Here is a 14,536-nt window from a genome sequence, read left to right on the forward strand (position 1 = left end):
GAACACCACAAATCCCTGTGGGAGCGGGCTTGCCCGCGAAGAACGATAACGCGGTCTAACTGACGTTACACCCCGCTCAACCCCTTGATCACCAAATCCACATTCCCTTCCAATTCAGCCACCGGATCCACCGCATCGACACTCAACACCACCAACCGACTACCAGACTCGGCAACTACCGCTTTCACCGCGTCCGGCGGCTGGCGATGATGCAATACCACCGCCACATCATTGTTTTTGAGCGTTGCGCCCAATTGCGTCAGCGCCTCCGGCGTCCACTCGGCATCCGGCCGTGCATCCAGGCCGATCAGCTCCAGGTTAAGGCCGCCGATCAGGTAGCCGAAATGATCGCTCAGGCTCATCACACTCAAGTTGTCGGCATTGGCCAAGCGTGATTCGCTGTCAGCGCTAAGCTTGAGCAGGCGCTGTTTGAGTGCTGCCAGGTTGGCGTCTATCTTCGGTTTGGCCGCTGGCGCCAGGCGCACCAGGTCTGCCGCCATGACATCCGCCATCCGGCCCATGTTGTTGCTGGCCAACCAAGGCTGACTGTTCAAGCCGTCGATCTTGCTGCCAGGCTGTACGGCGATGCCGGGCAGGGCGCCGTCCACCGGGCGGGCGGCGTCGATTTCAATGATGCGGATATTGCTGCGACGGGCGTTCGGGTACAGCGGATCATCCGGCCATAGCGAACGCAGGCCGATGACCGCATCGGCGTCGATCGCCAGCTTATTGAGCGCTTGAGCGCCACGGCCGGTGAAATAAGCGGTCTGCCGACTGCCGGGCAGGTTGGCCGGCGCTGCGCGCTCAAGGCTGACATCGGTGCCCTCCAGCAGCAGGGCACCCAGACCGTAGGTCACAGGCAACGCCGCCAGCACCAGCACTTTGTGCGTTGAAGTCGAGGCGAAGAGCGCGGTGTTACCGACACCGTGATTGGCCACCAGACGCATCGGTTCGAAGGTATCGGTGGCGGATGCGTTGAACGAGGCTGGCCCACACAAGGTCAGCGCCAGGGTCAATTGACGCAGAGGAAAAGACATTTATCCGAGGTTCCCTTTCAGACTTGGAACGATGCCGCGAGCAATCGCGGCCAGAGCGAAGGCGATACCGGCCACCAGAATGATCGCGGCACCGGACGGGATAGGCAGGTCAAAGACAATCGGCGCGAGAATTCCGCACAGCGTGCTCACCGTGGCGATCAGCACCGAACACCAGAAGAAACCCTTCAGCGACTGACTGAGCAATCGCGCGGCCGCCGCAGGAATCACCAATAGCGCACCGACCAGGATCGCCCCGATGACTTTCACCGCCGCCACCGTGATCAGGGTCACCAGAATCACGAACAGATAATCCAGAGTCTTCACCGCCACACCGCGTACCGCCGCCAGTTGCGGATTGAAACTGGCGAGCATGATGCGGTTGTACAGCGGCAGGGCCAGCGCCATCACCAGCGAACCAACAATGGCCAACACCAGCAGGTCATTGCCGTTGACTGTCAGCACTGAACCGAACAGCACGTTTTCCAGGATGTGCACATTGATCTTGCCCGCCAGAATCAATAACAGGCTGGCGCCCAACGCCAACGACACAGAAAGGAACACACCGATCAAAGTATCCGGCGCCAGCCCCGTACGGTTGCGTAAATAGTTGAGCAAAATGCCGAACAACAGGCAGTACCCGAACAGGCTGCCATAAGGTCCGGTGTAGGGCTCGCCGAGCAGAATGCCAATGGCCACACCGGTCAGCGCCGCATGGCCCACCGCTTCGGAGAAAAACGCGAAACGCTTGACCACCACCAGCGTACCCAAACCGCCCAGCACCGGGCCGATCAACAGCCCGGCGAGCAGCGCGTTGACCACAAATCCATAGGCCAGCGCTTGCGGCAGGTAACCCGAGGAGGCCCAACCCTGGACCATCAAACGAAAGGCTTCGTAACTCATCAGGCAGCGCTCCGGGGATGGGTCGAGAACAAGGTCAGCAGTCGCTCCGGGGTCAGTGCCTGTTTCGGCGTGGCATCGAACAGCACCCGGCGATTGAGCCCTGTGACCCGGTCCGCCAGTCGCCCGACCGCTTCCAGATCATGCTCGATCCACAGCACGGTGATGCCGCTCTGGCGCCAGTCGCCCAGTAGCCGTTCGAACACTTGAATACCGGCTTCATCGAGGGCCGACATCGGCTCATCGAGTACCAGCAATTGCGGCGCCGGAATCAGCCCTTGGGCCAACAAAACGCGCTGGCGCTCACCGCCGGACAATGCGCCCATGCGCCGCTTGCGTTTGTCCTGCATGCCAACCCGTTCCAGTGCTTCGCCGATGGCCGCCGCGTAGTGTTTACTCAACCCGAGAAACGCCGGGCGCCGCTGGCACATCGCGGCCATGAAGTCATCGACAGTCATCGGTAAACCGCGATCAAATTCCAGCGCCTGAGGCACGTAGCCGATGGTCCCCGGTTCGCCAGGCCATTGCAGGCTCAAGCGACCCTGATGCGCCATCTGCCCGAGCAGGGTCTTGATCAGCGAGCTCTTGCCGCCACCGTTAGGGCCGACCAGTGCATGCACGCTGCCGGGCCGGACTTGAAAGGTCACCTTGTCGAGGATCGTCGTGCGACCCAGCGTGAGGCTGACCTCGGCGAAATCCAGGGTCGGCCCCGCTCCCACAGCGGATTCAGTGATGGTTTCTTGAGCCGTCATGCGCCGGACTCCTGAATCGCGCGGACCACGGTATTGAGGTTGCCGGTCATTTCTTTTTCGTACTTGTCGGCGGTGTATTCGCCATAGGAAATGTGCGACAGCGGATACAGCTTCACCCCGGATTCACGCTGGATGGTCTCGACGTAAGTGGACGGGAAATCCATCTCCGAGAAGATCACTTTCACGTCCAGTTCCCGCAGTTGATCGATGGTTTTTTTCAGCTGGCTGGGGCTCGGTTCGATGCCGTGGGCCGGCTCGACCACGGCGGTCACTTCCAGGCCAAACTCGCGCAGCAAATAATCGTAGGCGGCATGCACCGTGGCCACGCGCAACTCGGCGTTCGGCGCCTGGGTCAGTTTTGCCAGGGCGTCGGCGCGCATCTGCCGCAGGCGTTTGCCATAGGCGCGGGCGTTTTGTGTATAGGTTTTGGCATTGGCCGGGTCGAGCTTGCCCAGTTCCCGGGCGATGTTGTTGACCTGGGCAATGGAAGCGCTGATCGACAGGAATGTGTGCGGGTTGACCACCTTGCCGGCGCCCCGTGCAGCGACACCGGTGGCGGCCAGCAGGGGCACGTTTTCGTTGGCTTCGATCACCTTGATGTTCGGCGTTTCGCTGGCGGCGATCATGCGGTCGGCGAAGTCGTCATGGCCCACGCCGTTGAGCACGACCACGTCCAGCCCGCTGATGCGTTTGATGTCTTCGGCCCGTGGCTCGTAGGCATGCGGGTTGAAGCCGGCCGGGATCAGCGGCACCACTTCCGCCTTGTCACCGACGATGTTGGCCACGTAACTGTAATAAGGGTGCAGGGTGATGCCGATGCGCAGGCGCTTGGCTTCGTCGGCACTGGCCAGAGGTGTCAGCAAACAGGCAAACAGGCCGACCAGCAGCAGGCGCAAAAAGGAAAGACGTTGAGATGAACTAGGCATGGGAAAGCGGTCTTCTCTCGGGTGAAGGCGAGGGTTCAATGCCGATGCTGGCGGGTGACGCCGGCATCGAATTGCGCGACGATCTGCTGCCAGCCGGCGCCGTTGAGCGCTGCGTCGGTGAGATCGTTCGGAACGGGGAGGGCGCTGCCGCGGTTGAGCCAGATGTCCGGCGCGGTGTCGTCTTCAGCGGTCAAGCGCATCAGAAACGAACCGGCCACGGTTGGGGTCTGGCTCTGGCCGAAATACGCCTTCGCGCCCAGCAACTGCCAGGCATGGCTGCCGCGGCTGACAGAACTGGCATCCTGGGCAAACGGCGCAAAGCCTTCATCGGCGAGGGTGGCGGGTGTGGGCAGTGCTTGCTGTTCCTGACGCAAAAGATGAATTTCATCCAGCGTGACCCGCAGGTCGGCGTAGATGCCTTGCTCGGAGGCGCTCAGATCACGACGGGCGTCCAACTGATGGCTGCCCACGCTGCTCACCTCTTGAGCTTCGCCGCGCCAGGCGACCACGGAGCCGGCAACCGCCAGGATCATCAGGCACAGCAGCAACACATAGAGGGTTTCATGGCCGGCGCCAGCCGGGCGGACGACGTGTGTGGTTGGTGTCGTCATGGGGCCTGGATGTCCGCTTGGTCGATCTCGACGACGTGGCCGGGACCGGCGTCGAAAAGCACGTAGAACTCGGCGCCGGGTTTCTTGAACGTCAGGGTCGAATCGGCACCGAGCTTGCCCGGCACCAGAATGGTTTCGTCGTAACCAATCACGTCCAGGGTCACCCCCGGTGCGCCGCTGCCGTCGGAGAAACCGCCGGTGCACTGGATCTGTTCGGCGTCGAGGGCCTTGCATTCGCACATCGGGTTGTGAGCCAGGGCGCTGGTGCTGAAGGCGGCGCAGAGCACCAGTAAAACGGCGTGCAGAGGTCGAAAAGCGTTGCTCATGGTTTGCCTCCTTGTTTGTTCAGCCAGGCGAGGGTGGCCGGGGATGCCTGGCTCAGGGGGATGGACGCTTGATGCATCGCGCCGTCCCAGCCTTCCATGGTGATCCACAGTTCGGCGTCGGTTTTGGTCTTTTCGGGTACCGGCAGCATTGCGCCCATGCGGTACGGCGTACCGAAGAAAATCGCACCGGCCGCGCGCAGGCTGCGGGGTTTGCCGATACGCAGGTAAGTCGCCTTGATCTGATCGCGACAGCGCTCGCACAGCGCTGCGTTGAAGCCTTTCATGTAGCCGGCGGGGCCGGTCAATCGTGGTGCTTCGTTGCGCAGTTCGGCCAGTTGCAGGCTCCAGGGGCCGACCTGGATTTCGCCGATCTCCCGCTCCCCCAGTCCGCTGTCGCCGCGAAACAGCGAGGCGTCGGCAAAGTATTTGGGCATGAAGCCCAAAGGGATCAGCAGCAAGAAAATGTTGATATGGAAGCGCCATTTGCGCCAAAACAGGCTCGCCCGGGAAGGCTGCGATGCTGTGATCGTTTTGCTCACAGGTTGCCCTCCGGAGTCTGTTGGTTCATGACCGTTTGCGGTCTCGACACCGGGCGCGGAGTCTTGTTGCTGCGCTTGAACGCATTGGCGGTGGCCAGGGCGGTGCGTTTGGTCCAGACCAGCAAGCCGCTGAGCACCATCATGCTCAGCAGCAAACCGAAGAAGAACCAGATCAGCTTGATCCAGATCCCGCCAAAGTCACCGGTGTGCAACGGGCGCATCGACTCGGTCACGAACTCCAGGCCGGTGCGATCGGTCAGCAACCGCGTGCTGGCAATATCGCCGTTGTACGGGTTGACCTCGGCCGTCTGGAACATCAGCGGATACCAGCTACGACCGCCCACGGACAGATGGCTGTAAGCGTTGCTCGGCAGGGTGACGAAACTGGCGTCAAGTCCAGGGATTTGCTGCTGAGCGACCTTGATCGCCTGTTCCAGGCTGATCATCGGGGCCGGCTTGCCGGTGGTGGTCAACGGCACGCTTTCGCGCGAGACGACCGACACCACCGGTTCCGTGGTAATCGAAATCTGGTTGTCGAACAGAATCGCCTTAATCAGGAACCAGACACCGGTGATCGAGATCACCGCAATGAACCAGATCGACCAGATGCCGCTGAGCCGATGAAAGTCGCCCCAGAAAATCCGCGCGCCATGGCGAATGCGCAGGGTCGGTCGAAAGAAGCCTTTCCAGAACCGTTTGTAGACCACCAACCCGGTCACCAGCGACGCCAGCATCGGCAGCCCGAGGAACGACACCAGATACCAGCCCCAGCTGTAGCCGTTGGTGAACGGCACCAGCCACCAGCCATGCAGTGCGCGGGTGAATGCCTTGAAGTTGAATGGTGGAGCGGTGCCCTGAATCACCCCGCTGTAGGGGTTCACATAGACCGTCACTGAGCGGCCGTCCGGGTAACTGACGTCCACGTCCAGGGCGAAATGCGACTCGTCGGGGCGACTGATGCCCTCGACCAGCGTCTGGGGTTCGGCCTGTTTGATGGCGGCGACAATCTGGTCATAGTCGAGCCGCGGCGCGTCGTCCGAAGGCGCGCTGGCGCGCATTTGCGGGTTGGCCAGCCAGACGATTTCCTGACTGACCACCGCCAGCGTGCCGGTCACACAGACGATCAATACAAAAAACCAGATGGGCAGCGCCAGCCAGCTATGGACCAGAAACCAGAGTTTTGAGCGGGATTTCTTCGACATGATTAAAGGTCTTGTTTCGATGAGAGGACTACTGCTGTGGGCTTCCCAGCGGTGCGGTCCATGAAAAGTCCGGCCGTGGCTTTTGCCTACGCGACCGACTGCATCTAAATAAGACGTATGAGCATCGGAAATCCCGAAAGGGGATATGAAAGTAAATGTTTCGTGTTGCTGGCTGGACGCGTGTTTATTTGCGAAAAGGTCTGACAGTCAAATTGGATGTTGAAGGTGATGGCCTCTTCGCGAGCAAGCCCGCTCCCACATTGGATTGGTGTCGAACACACATTATGTGTACGCAGCCGATCAACTGTGGGAGCGGGCTTGCTCGCGAAGAGGCCGAACATTCACTGGAAAACTCAACCCTGCTTAAACATCTCCTTCGCCCGCTGTTCAATCTGCTCCTGAGTCAGATCCTCCTTGCGCGTGGCCAGAAACCATAGATGCCCGTAGGGATCTTTCAAAGTCCCCGAACGGTCGCCATAAAACTGATCCTTGACCTCGGACACCTGCGTGGCACCGGCATCGATGGCCTGTTTAAAGGACTTGTCCACATCGTTCACATACAGATGCAGCCCCACGGACGGCGATTTGTCCGGGTTGCTCAATGGGCCCTGGTCACAGGGTGTGCCAAGCATGATCGGGCAGTCACCAATACGCAGCTCAGCGTGCCCGATGCCGCCATCGGGCATGGCCAGGCGCATGACTTCGGTGGCGTCAAAGGCCTTCTTGTAGAAGTCGATGGCTTCGGCAGCTTTCTGAATGCCTAGATAAGGGGTGATGCTGTGATAACCCTCTGGAATAGGTTTTACGCTCATGACGGTTCTCCTTTTGTTGTGGGGTTAAGGTGTTCCTTCGCCGATTTCCGGTCGAATAACTATAGGTCAGCCCTTTTCCCGCAACCGAGTGCCCGACGAGCAGTTGCCAAAGGCTGCGATCTTTTGATCCGATACCCACTATCGAGAGCGTTGATTTCTACCCTTCGAGCGGCACGGGTAGCCTGTGTTTATTGCCCCAAACACAGATCTGCGGACGCCCGAAATGAAATCTCTGCTCGCCACTTTCTTGCTGCTCGCCATCTCCGTTCTCGCCGGATGTGCCAGCCATGTTTCACCGGAATTGCGGCCCTACACCGCTGAAGAAACCCGGGAACTGGCGCTGGAGGCGCTGAATCGTCGTGGCTTGTCCTTCGACGAGTACCATGCGAAGAAAGCCGAATTGCTCGGCCAGCCGGCAAAATCGTTCAGTTTCGACAAACAAGGCGAGATGAACGCCGAACGCGCAGTACAGCTGCACGGCCGCCAAAGCTGAGTGACAACTGTACTGCTCGAACTTTCACGCAACTGTCCATGGGTTTCCCTCAAGGCGTGCGATAGGGTCAATACCTGACTGCCCTGATGGACTGCCACCCATGACACTCTCGCTCGACCTGCTGCTGGGCTTTGCCCTGTTTGCCCTTGTCACCTCGATCACCCCCGGTCCGAACAACACCATGTTGCTGGCCTCGGGCGTGAATTTCGGCTTTCACCGCACCATCCCCCACATGCTGGGCATTACCTGCGGCTTCTTCATTCTGGTGGTTGCTGTCGGTTTCGGCCTGGGCACGGTGTTTCAAACCTATCCAATGCTTTACACCGTGTTGCGCTATGTCGGCGCGGCGTATTTGCTGTACCTGGCATGGAAGATTGCTCATTCCGGTCCGGTCGCCGAGGGTGAACAGGGCGAGGGTAAACCGATCAGTTATTTGGGTGCGGCAGCGTTTCAATGGGTCAACCCCAAGGCCTGGATCATGGCCATCGGTGCCATCAGCACCTACACGCCGATGCAGGGCTATTTCACTAATGTGATTGTGATTGCCGCGGTCTTCGCCTTGATCAACCTGCCAAGCGTCGGGGTGTGGGCCGGTTGCGGCACGCTGTTGCGCAATGTGCTGCGCGATCGCCGCTGGTTGCGGCTGTTCAACTGGGGTATGGCCTTATTGTTGGTGGCTTCGATGTATCCGTTATTGCTCGAAAGTTTTAGCTGACGCATTGCTTCATCCGGTGGCCCGATGCCTGTTAAGCTCGACTTCAGGAGCGTTCCTACGCACTTTTAAATGAAGTTGTCCTTCTTTAATGGCCTGCGATCAGGTATTGCTGTCGTTCTGAAAATTCGGCGTCGCTCATGAGGCGGCGCTTTGACATTTCCAGTGACGAGCTTCCTGATCCCGGAACACGCTCTGCGAGTCTTTTATGAATAAACGTCCGTTGTATTTCGACTACGCCGCCACCACGCCGGTGGATGAGCGGGTCATCAAGGTCATGGTCGAGTGTCTGGGTTTCACCGGTAACTTCGGCAATCCTGCGTCCAGTTCCCACGCCTTCGGCCAACAGGCCCGGCAATCGGTCGAGCAAGCACGGCGCCAGGTCGCCGAATTGGTGGGCGCCCAGGCGGAACAGATCGTCTGGACCTCCGGCGCCACCGAATCCAACAACCTTGCCCTCAAGGGCGTGGCCCAGGCCCGCGGTGTTTCCGGCGGCCACATCATCACCAGCCAGATCGAACACAAAGCGATTCTCGACACTGCAAAACAGTTGCAGGACGCAGGCGTTGCGGTGACGTATCTGGTGCCCGATGCCGATGGCCTGATTACTCCACAAGCGGTCAGCGAAGCGATGCGTGAGGACACCTTTCTGGTGTCGTTGATGCTGGTCAATAACGAACTGGGCACCCTCAACGACATCCCGGCCATCGGCCAGGTGGTGCGTGATCGCGATGCGTTATTCCACGTTGATGCGGCTCAGGGCGCGGGCAAAGTGGCGATCGATCTGGCCCGGTGGCCGGTGGATTTGATGTCGTTCTCGGCGCACAAGGTCTACGGTCCCAAAGGCATCGGCGCGCTGTATGTCGGTCCTCGTGCTCAGCAGCGTCTGCAGGCGCAGATCCACGGCGGCGGTCACGAGGGCGGGTTGCGTTCCGGCACGCTGGCGACGCACCAGATTGCCGCAATGGGGGCAGCCTTCGCGTTGGCGGCGCAATTGTTCGATGAAGAGAAAGCCACCATCGCGCGTCTGCGTGAACGCTTGCTCGAACCGCTGCTGAGCATCCCCGGCGTGCGTCTCAATGGCAGCCCGACCCAGCGCATTCCCCATACCCTGAGCCTGACTTTCAACGAAGGTGAGTTCAGTTCCGCGGCGTTGAGCACCTCGATTGCGTTTTCCGCGACCTCGGCCTGTAATTCCGCCAGCAATGCGCCGTCCCATGTATTGCTGGCCCTGGGGCATGACGCACGCTCGGCCAGTCGCACCATTCGCTTGAGCCTGGGGCGTTTCACCACCGAGCAGGATATCGATCAAGCGGTACACCTGATTAAAGCAACTTGCGCCAGTGCTCCGGCATTCTGGGCGACAGGTCCTTAAGCGCCGACTCCGATCGGCACCGAATAATAATGATGAGTGGTTAGCAGGAGACACGATGAGTACACAGCCTTTGACCAATGGATTGGTACCCCAGCGCCTGGCGCAAACCCGCGAGCTGATGAGCCGGGAGGGCATTCATGCTCTGCTGGTGCCGTCAGCCGACCCGCACCTGTCGGAATACCTGCCGGGCTATTGGCAGGGACGGCAGTGGCTGTCGGGTTTTCATGGCTCGGTGGGCACGCTGATCATTACGCCGGATTTTGCCGGCGTCTGGGCCGACAGCCGCTATTGGGAACAAGCGAGCAAGGAGCTCAAGGGCAGCGGCATCGAACTGGTCAAGCTGCAACCGGGTCAACCCGGCCCGCTCGATTGGCTGGCCGAGCAAACCCCTGAAGGCGGTGTCGTTGCAGTCGATGGCGCGGTAATGGCCTTGGCCTCCGCGCGTACTTTGAGCAGCAAACTTGAAGAGCGCGGCGCACGTCTGCGCACCGACATCGATCTGCTGAATGAAGTCTGGAGTGATCGTCCAAGTCTGCCGAATGAGCCGATTTATCAACACTTGCCGCCTCAGGCGACGATCAGCCGTGGCGAAAAACTCGCCAAACTGCGTGAGGTGCTGAAAGAGCGCGGTGCCGACTGGCACTTCATCGCCACCCTCGATGACATCGCCTGGCTGTTCAACCTGCGCGGCGGCGATGTGTCGTTCAATCCGGTGTTCGTGTCCTTCGCCCTGATCAGCCAGCGGCAGGCCACCTTGTTCGTCGCCCTGAGCAAAGTGAGCGCCGAGCTGCGCGCCATTCTCGAACACGACGGCGTGACCCTGCGCGATTACAGCGAGGTAACCGCCGCCTTGCGCGCCGTGCCGAGCGGCGAGAGCCTGCAAGTCGACCCAGCGCGGGTCACGGCCGGTCTGCTGGATAACCTGAGCAGCGGCGTGAAACTGCTCGAAGGCCTGAACCCGACCACTCTGGCCAAGTCGCAGAAAAGCCTGGCCGATGCCGAACACATTCGTCGGGCAATGGAGCAGGACGGCGCGGCGCTGTGCGAATTCTTCGCCTGGCTGGAAGCGGCTTGGGGGCGTGAGCGCATCACCGAACTGACCATCGACGAACACCTGACCGCGGCGCGTACCCGGCGTCCGGATTATGTCTCTCTGAGCTTCAACACCATTGCCGCGTTTAACGCCAACGGAGCGATGCCGCACTACCACGCCACCGAAGAAGAACACGCGGTGATCGAGGGTGACGGCCTGTTGCTGATCGACTCCGGCGGCCAATACCTGGGCGGTACCACCGACATCACCCGAATGGTGCCGGTGGGTACGCCGACTGACGAGCAGAAGCGCGATTGCACCCGCGTACTCAAAGGCGTGATTGCGCTCTCCCGCGCACAGTTTCCACGAGGCATTCTGTCGCCGTTGCTGGACGCTATTGCCCGCGCGCCGATCTGGGCGGAAAGCGTCGACTACGGCCACGGCACCGGTCACGGCGTCGGCTATTTCCTCAATGTTCACGAAGGTCCGCAAGTCATCGCCTATCAGGCCGCGGCGGCACCGCAAACAGCGATGCAGCCAGGCATGATCACCTCCATCGAACCGGGTACTTACCGTCCGGGTCGCTGGGGAGTGCGGATCGAGAACCTGGTATTGAATCGTGAAGCAGGCAAGAGCGAATTCGGGGAGTTCCTGAAATTCGAAACCCTGACGCTGTGCCCGATCGACACCCGTTGCCTGGAACCGTCGCTGCTGACTGAAGACGAAAAGCAGTGGTTCAACGGTTATCACGCCGAGGTGCGTGAACGCCTGAGCCCGTTGCTCAACGGTGCGGCCCTCGAATGGTTGAACACCCGAACCGCGGCTATTTGAGCGGTTTGAGTCCAGGCGCTGTTTCCAGCGCCTGGCTCAGGTCATAGGCAGGCGCTTGTTATGGCGCAAGTAGGGCTTCAAGGACGAAGTCCAGCCGATCCTGGCCGAAGAACAGCTGATCGCCTATAAACATGCTCGGCGCACCGAATACACCGCGTTGCACCGCTTCCTCAGTGTTTTCCTTGAGGGCGGCTTTGACGGTTTCATCGGCGGTCATTGCCAGCACCTCGTTTGGATCGAAACCGTTTTGCGTCAGCACGGCGGCAACAGTCGCAGGATCATCGAGGCTGCATCCCTCAACCCAAAGGGCGTGAAACAGGCAATCGATAAACGCCTGAAAGCGTTCGGGGTGGCGTAGTTGCATACCTGTGACAGCGCGCATCAGCATCAGGGTATTGATCGGGAAGTTCGGGTTGAACTTCAGCGGTACGCCATAACGTTTGGCATAGCGGTCCAGGTCCTGAAACATGTAGCGACCCTTGGCCGGTACGGTGATGGGGGAAGCATTGCCCGTAGCTTTGAAGACGCCACCCAGCAGCATCGGTCTGTAGATCAGCTGACTATCGGTCTGTTTGCAGATCTTTGGCAGTTGGGTATGGGCCAGGTAAGTGGCGGGGCTGCCGAGGTCGAAAAAGAACTCCACGGTTTTGCTCATGGTCGATGTGCTCTTCTTATTGTTGTAGGGGAGGGCTTACCAGCGTTCGTTCCAGGGGCGCAGATCCAGTTCGAAGGTCCAGGCGTCCCGTGGCTGGCTATGCAGGTACCAATAGTTGTCGGCGATGTGCTCGGGATTGAGGATGCCGTCCTGATCCTTGGTCGCGTATTTTTCCGGAAAGTTATCGCGGATAAAATCGGTATCGATGGCGCCATCCACTACGACGTGGGCGACGTGGATGTTCATCGGTCCCAGTTCGCGGGCCATGCTTTGCGCCAAGGCGCGAATCCCGTGCTTCGCCCCGGCGAAGGCGGCGAAACCCGCGGCGCCGCGCAAGCCAGCAGTGGCGCCGGTGAACAGGATCGTGCCCCGTTGGCGGGTGACCATGCGCTTGGCCACTTCACGGGCGTTGAGAAACCCTGAGAAACAGGCCATTTCCCAAATCTTGAAATACTTGCGGGCAGTTTCTTCGAGGATGCTGCACGGCACATTGGCGCCGATATTGAAGACGAACGCTTCGATGGGGCCGAGCTCGGTTTCGATCTGCTCGATGAGCGCTATCACGTCTTCTTCATTACGCGCATCACAGGCAAAACCGTGGGCCTCGCCGCCACTGGCGGTGATGGACTCTACCAATGGCTGGAGTTTGTCTGCGCTGCGACGTGTGACGCAGGCGATATACCCTTCACGGGCAAAACGTTTGGCGATGGCGCCGCCGGTGGCATCGCCCGCGCCGACGACCAGTACGATCTTCTTGTTATTGATAGCGGTGGTCATGGATATCGCCCTTTGCTGAACGGTCATTGACTGACAAACGTTAGCAGCATCGGAGCGAAGCGCCTATCGGGCTATGCAAGCCCGATAGGAGGGGAGGGTTACTTGCAGATGACGATCATGCTGCGGCTGGTATAGCCGGCAGGATTGAGGCCGAAGGGATAGTCACCGGGTTCTTCCACCGCATCCCCTGACTTGGCGATGACCTTGTAACCCTTGGGCGCACACGAATTGGCGGCGCTGGTGTAGCACTTGTCCCACGAGGACGAGAGCCCCGAACAATTGATATGCAGTCCTTTCTTGCCGTGTTTCGTCTGGGGGTTCGAGGTCGCTGCGCAGCCCGCAATTGCAAGTACGGCGATCAGTATCAAAATTCGTTTCATTGCTGTCCTTAATAGCAGCCCCGGATCTGTGCCTGGGTCTACCTGCATTCGCTTTTGCTTGAAGCGTTCTGATATCCCTATCTGAAAAAATCCATGTCTGACACTGAGTTACGTAGCCCAAACATGGCCTAATTGAGCGGCAAATACCAGACCTTCGTCAAATCCCGTTTCAATCCGCTGCGACTGCGGGCTTGGCGGTGCTACCCATGGTCATGGTCGCGCCGACGGAGGCCAGAATGATGCACAGGATAGCCATCCACTGTGACAGGGAAAGGTATTCCTGGAGAAACAACAGGCCGGACAGCGCGCCGATCGCAGGTTCGATGCTCATCAACGTACCGAAGGTCCGGGCTGGTATCCGTGTGAGGGCGACCATCTCCAGGGTGTAGGGCAGGGCGGTGGACAAAATGGCGACCCCGATGGCCACGGGAATCAACGAGGGTGTCAGTAGCGCAGCGCCAGCGTGGACAATACCAATGGGAGCTACGAACAGGGCGGCAATCATCACGCCCAACGCAGCGGTCTGCACCCCATTATCAGCGCCAGCCTTCTGGCCGAACAGAATGTACAGCGCCCAGCAGACACCAGCACCGAGGGCATAACCTGCGCCGACCAGATCGATGCCCGTGCTCGTGGCGCCTGTCGGAATCAATAGCAGTAAACCCAGGGCTGCCAGAGCGATCCACAGAAAGTCGATCGCTCGACGTGAGGCGTAAATAGCGACTGCCAATGGGCCGGTGAACTCCAGGGCTACGGCGATACCCAGGGGGACAGTGCGCAAGGACATATAGAAGAGGAAGTTCATGCCGCCCAACGCCATCCCATAGACGATAACAGTGCGCAGGGATTTCGCAGTGAGCTTCGCTCGCCATGGGCGCAATATCAGCAGCATGATCACACTGGCAAAGATCAGTCGCAGGGTGGTCGTTCCTTGAGCACCGATAACCGGGAACATGCTTTTGGCCAGGGAGGCTCCGGACTGGATTGATGCCATGGCTATCAAGAGCAGGCCAACCGAGAACAGGGTCGAGGCAAGGCTGCGGGGGTGGTCATTCATTGCGTGGCATCGTCCGAAGTAGCAAGCGAGAGTATTGTTATACGTGTTGGGCAATATACTGCGCATTCGTTGCGGGCGCGTCTATATATAAGCAGGGTTTTTGAACATCCTGATAGAAAAA

Annotated in this window: 17 protein-coding genes; 4 read left to right on the forward strand and 13 right to left on the reverse strand. The window is 59.7% G+C overall.

All coding sequences use genetic code 11. From position 1 onward, the window contains the following. Positions 1–65: 65 nt before the first annotated feature. The 9 genes from AB7M26_RS14015 to AB7M26_RS14055 form a co-directional block, all read right to left on the reverse strand. Positions 66–1,037, reverse strand: coding sequence for a metal ABC transporter substrate-binding protein (locus AB7M26_RS14015; protein WP_123497504.1), 972 nt, complete (start codon positions 1,035–1,037; stop codon positions 66–68). Continuing rightward, entirely contained in the window at positions 1,038–1,937 is a 900-nt protein-coding gene (locus AB7M26_RS14020) for a metal ABC transporter permease (RefSeq protein WP_095634639.1), read from the reverse strand. Continuing rightward, positions 1,937–2,686 carry a metal ABC transporter ATP-binding protein gene (locus tag AB7M26_RS14025; protein ID WP_123497502.1) on the reverse strand — a complete coding sequence of 250 codons (750 nt, stop codon included), beginning with the start codon at positions 2,684–2,686 and terminating at the stop codon, positions 1,937–1,939. Before AB7M26_RS14025 ends, AB7M26_RS14020 begins: the two co-directional genes overlap by 1 nt. After that, a complete protein-coding gene (locus AB7M26_RS14030; protein ID WP_123497500.1) occupies positions 2,683–3,612 on the reverse strand; it encodes a metal ABC transporter substrate-binding protein in 930 nt (309 codons plus the stop codon). The genes AB7M26_RS14025 and AB7M26_RS14030 overlap by 4 nt, the downstream gene beginning before the upstream one ends. 35 nt (positions 3,613–3,647) lie before the next feature. Next, complete coding sequence (locus tag AB7M26_RS14035) at positions 3,648–4,223, reverse strand: DUF6162 family protein (RefSeq protein ID WP_123497498.1); 576 nt, start codon at positions 4,221–4,223, stop codon at positions 3,648–3,650. Further along, positions 4,220–4,549, reverse strand: coding sequence for a hypothetical protein (locus tag AB7M26_RS14040; RefSeq protein ID WP_123497496.1), 330 nt, complete (start codon positions 4,547–4,549; stop codon positions 4,220–4,222). Before AB7M26_RS14040 ends, AB7M26_RS14035 begins: the two co-directional genes overlap by 4 nt. After that, positions 4,546–5,088, reverse strand: coding sequence for a thiamine pyrophosphate-binding protein (locus tag AB7M26_RS14045; RefSeq protein ID WP_123497468.1), 543 nt, complete (start codon positions 5,086–5,088; stop codon positions 4,546–4,548). Before AB7M26_RS14045 ends, AB7M26_RS14040 begins: the two co-directional genes overlap by 4 nt. Further along, positions 5,085–6,290: a PepSY-associated TM helix domain-containing protein gene (locus AB7M26_RS14050; protein WP_123497466.1), complete on the reverse strand. Its 1,206-nt coding sequence runs from the start codon at positions 6,288–6,290 to the stop codon at positions 5,085–5,087. The genes AB7M26_RS14045 and AB7M26_RS14050 overlap by 4 nt, the downstream gene beginning before the upstream one ends. Before the next feature lie 353 nt (positions 6,291–6,643). Further along, positions 6,644–7,102 carry a VOC family protein gene (locus AB7M26_RS14055; protein ID WP_123497462.1) on the reverse strand — a complete coding sequence of 153 codons (459 nt, stop codon included), beginning with the start codon at positions 7,100–7,102 and terminating at the stop codon, positions 6,644–6,646. Positions 7,103–7,325: 223 nt separating this feature from the next. On the opposite strand from AB7M26_RS14055, the gene AB7M26_RS14060 reads away from it, so the two are divergent. From AB7M26_RS14060 to AB7M26_RS14075, 4 genes are all read left to right on the forward strand, one after another. Next, positions 7,326–7,595, forward strand: coding sequence for a hypothetical protein (locus AB7M26_RS14060; RefSeq protein WP_008075566.1), 270 nt, complete (start codon positions 7,326–7,328; stop codon positions 7,593–7,595). Between the two features lie 100 nt (positions 7,596–7,695). Next, positions 7,696–8,310, forward strand: a complete 615-nt coding sequence (locus AB7M26_RS14065; protein WP_123497460.1) for a LysE family translocator — start codon at positions 7,696–7,698, stop codon at positions 8,308–8,310. 205 nt (positions 8,311–8,515) lie between these two features. Beyond that, positions 8,516–9,682: a cysteine desulfurase family protein gene (locus tag AB7M26_RS14070; protein WP_123497458.1), complete on the forward strand. Its 1,167-nt coding sequence runs from the start codon at positions 8,516–8,518 to the stop codon at positions 9,680–9,682. A 55-nt stretch (positions 9,683–9,737) separates the two neighbouring features. Continuing rightward, positions 9,738–11,546 (forward strand): aminopeptidase P family protein, encoded by a 1,809-nt coding sequence (locus AB7M26_RS14075; protein WP_123497456.1) that lies wholly within the window; start codon positions 9,738–9,740, stop codon positions 11,544–11,546. Positions 11,547–11,604: 58 nt separating this feature from the next. Here AB7M26_RS14075 and AB7M26_RS14080 read toward each other — a convergent pair whose 3' ends face one another. The 4 genes from AB7M26_RS14080 to rhtA form a co-directional block, all read right to left on the reverse strand. Further along, positions 11,605–12,201, reverse strand: coding sequence for a 2-hydroxychromene-2-carboxylate isomerase (locus AB7M26_RS14080; RefSeq protein ID WP_123497454.1), 597 nt, complete (start codon positions 12,199–12,201; stop codon positions 11,605–11,607). A gap of 36 nt (positions 12,202–12,237) precedes the next feature. Continuing rightward, positions 12,238–12,978, reverse strand: coding sequence for an SDR family oxidoreductase (locus AB7M26_RS14085; RefSeq protein ID WP_123497452.1), 741 nt, complete (start codon positions 12,976–12,978; stop codon positions 12,238–12,240). 98 nt (positions 12,979–13,076) lie between these two features. After that, positions 13,077–13,358 carry a hypothetical protein gene (locus AB7M26_RS14090; RefSeq protein WP_123497451.1) on the reverse strand — a complete coding sequence of 94 codons (282 nt, stop codon included), beginning with the start codon at positions 13,356–13,358 and terminating at the stop codon, positions 13,077–13,079. 169 nt (positions 13,359–13,527) lie between these two features. Then, positions 13,528–14,415 carry a threonine/homoserine exporter RhtA gene (gene rhtA, locus AB7M26_RS14095; RefSeq protein WP_123497448.1) on the reverse strand — a complete coding sequence of 296 codons (888 nt, stop codon included), beginning with the start codon at positions 14,413–14,415 and terminating at the stop codon, positions 13,528–13,530. Between the last annotated feature and the right edge of the window lie 121 nt (positions 14,416–14,536).

This window comes from Pseudomonas sp. F-14 TE3482 (genome assembly GCF_053629455.1).

Coding starts and splice junctions, on each gene's coding strand:
- AB7M26_RS14085 (WP_123497452.1), bottom strand. CDS start 12,978: ATGACCACCGCTATCAATAACAAGAAGATCGTACTGGTCGTCGGCGCG.
- rhtA (WP_123497448.1), bottom strand. CDS start 14,415: ATGAATGACCACCCCCGCAGCCTTGCCTCGACCCTGTTCTCGGTTGGC.
- AB7M26_RS14025 (WP_123497502.1), bottom strand. CDS start 2,686: ATGACGGCTCAAGAAACCATCACTGAATCCGCTGTGGGAGCGGGGCCG.
- AB7M26_RS14030 (WP_123497500.1), bottom strand. CDS start 3,612: ATGCCTAGTTCATCTCAACGTCTTTCCTTTTTGCGCCTGCTGCTGGTC.
- AB7M26_RS14075 (WP_123497456.1), top strand. CDS start 9,738: ATGAGTACACAGCCTTTGACCAATGGATTGGTACCCCAGCGCCTGGCG.
- AB7M26_RS14080 (WP_123497454.1), bottom strand. CDS start 12,201: ATGAGCAAAACCGTGGAGTTCTTTTTCGACCTCGGCAGCCCCGCCACT.
- AB7M26_RS14040 (WP_123497496.1), bottom strand. CDS start 4,549: ATGAGCAACGCTTTTCGACCTCTGCACGCCGTTTTACTGGTGCTCTGC.
- AB7M26_RS14070 (WP_123497458.1), top strand. CDS start 8,516: ATGAATAAACGTCCGTTGTATTTCGACTACGCCGCCACCACGCCGGTG.
- AB7M26_RS14015 (WP_123497504.1), bottom strand. CDS start 1,037: ATGTCTTTTCCTCTGCGTCAATTGACCCTGGCGCTGACCTTGTGTGGG.
- AB7M26_RS14020 (WP_095634639.1), bottom strand. CDS start 1,937: ATGAGTTACGAAGCCTTTCGTTTGATGGTCCAGGGTTGGGCCTCCTCG.
- AB7M26_RS14065 (WP_123497460.1), top strand. CDS start 7,696: ATGACACTCTCGCTCGACCTGCTGCTGGGCTTTGCCCTGTTTGCCCTT.
- AB7M26_RS14060 (WP_008075566.1), top strand. CDS start 7,326: ATGAAATCTCTGCTCGCCACTTTCTTGCTGCTCGCCATCTCCGTTCTC.
- AB7M26_RS14090 (WP_123497451.1), bottom strand. CDS start 13,358: ATGAAACGAATTTTGATACTGATCGCCGTACTTGCAATTGCGGGCTGC.
- AB7M26_RS14035 (WP_123497498.1), bottom strand. CDS start 4,223: ATGACGACACCAACCACACACGTCGTCCGCCCGGCTGGCGCCGGCCAT.
- AB7M26_RS14055 (WP_123497462.1), bottom strand. CDS start 7,102: ATGAGCGTAAAACCTATTCCAGAGGGTTATCACAGCATCACCCCTTAT.
- AB7M26_RS14050 (WP_123497466.1), bottom strand. CDS start 6,290: ATGTCGAAGAAATCCCGCTCAAAACTCTGGTTTCTGGTCCATAGCTGG.